The organism is Paenibacillus zanthoxyli JH29 (assembly GCF_000520715.1).
GTDB lineage: Bacteria > Bacillota > Bacilli > Paenibacillales > Paenibacillaceae > Paenibacillus_AQ > Paenibacillus_AQ zanthoxyli.
This window is the reverse complement of the sequence record NZ_ASSD01000556.1, coordinates 1-1,291: the sequence shown is the minus strand read 5'-3', so window position 1 is coordinate 1,291 and position 1,291 is coordinate 1. Positions and strand designations below refer to the sequence as shown.

Below are 1,291 nucleotides of genomic sequence, written 5' to 3'. Positions count from 1 at the left end.
CTTCCACCTCCAACCTATCTACCTCGTCGTCTTCAAGGGGTCTTACTAACTTGGGAAATCTCATCTTGAGGGGGGCTTCACGCTTAGATGCTTTCAGCGCTTATCCCGTCCGTACGTAGCTACCCAGCCATGCTCCTGGCGGAACAACTGGTGCACCAGCGGTACGTCCATCCCGGTCCTCTCGTACTAAGGACAGCTCCTCTCAAATTTCCTACGCCCACGACAGATAGGGACCGAACTGTCTCACGACGTTCTGAACCCAGCTCGCGTACCGCTTTAATGGGCGAACAGCCCAACCCTTGGGACCTACTTCAGCCCCAGGATGCGATGAGCCGACATCGAGGTGCCAAACCTCCCCGTCGATGTGGACTCTTGGGGGAGATAAGCCTGTTATCCCCAGGGTAGCTTTTATCCGTTGAGCGATGGCCCTTCCATGCGGTACCACCGGATCACTAAGCCCGACTTTCGTCCCTGCTCGACTTGTGGGTCTCGCAGTCAAGCTCCCTTCTGCCTTTGCACTCTTCGAATGATTTCCAACCATTCTGAGGGAACCTTGGGACGCCTCCGTTACACTTTAGGAGGCGACCGCCCCAGTCAAACTGCCCGCCTGACACGGTCCCCGTACCCGCTTAGGGTACCAGGTTAGAACCTAGATACGATCAGGGTGGTATCCCAACGGCGCCTCCACCGAAGCTGGCGCTCCGGCTTCCAAGGCTCCCACCTATCCTGTACAGATCGTACCCAAGTTCAATATCAAGCTGCAGTAAAGCTCCATGGGGTCTTTCCGTCTTGTCGCGGGTAACCTGCATCTTCACAGGTATTAAAATTTCACCGGATCTCTCGTTGAGACAGCGCCCAAGTCGTTACGCCATTCGTGCGGGTCAGAATTTACCTGACAAGGAATTTCGCTACCTTAGGACCGTTATAGTTACGGCCGCCGTTTACTGGGGCTTCGGTTCACAGCTTCGGGTTTAACCCCTAACCGCTCCCCTTAACCTTCCAGCACCGGGCAGGCGTCAGCCCGTATACTTCGCCTTGCGGCTTCGCACAGACCTGTGTTTTTGCTAAACAGTCGCTTGGGCCTTTTCACTGCGGCCCCCTCGGGCTATTCACCCTACCGAGGCACCCCTTCTCCCGAAGTTACGGGGTCATTTTGCCGAGTTCCTTAACGAGAGTTCTTCCGCGCGCCTTAGAATTCTCTTCTCGCCTACCTGTGTCGGTTTGCGGTACGGGCACCTTCTCCTGGCTAGAGGCTTTTCTTGGCAGTGTGAGATCATGACCTTCGCTACTG

1 rRNA gene is annotated in these 1,291 nt (G+C 55.7%); it reads right to left on the bottom strand.

What is annotated here, in order from left to right:
- Positions 1-1,291, bottom strand: a 23S ribosomal RNA gene (locus L691_RS0121765); the annotation flags it as partial.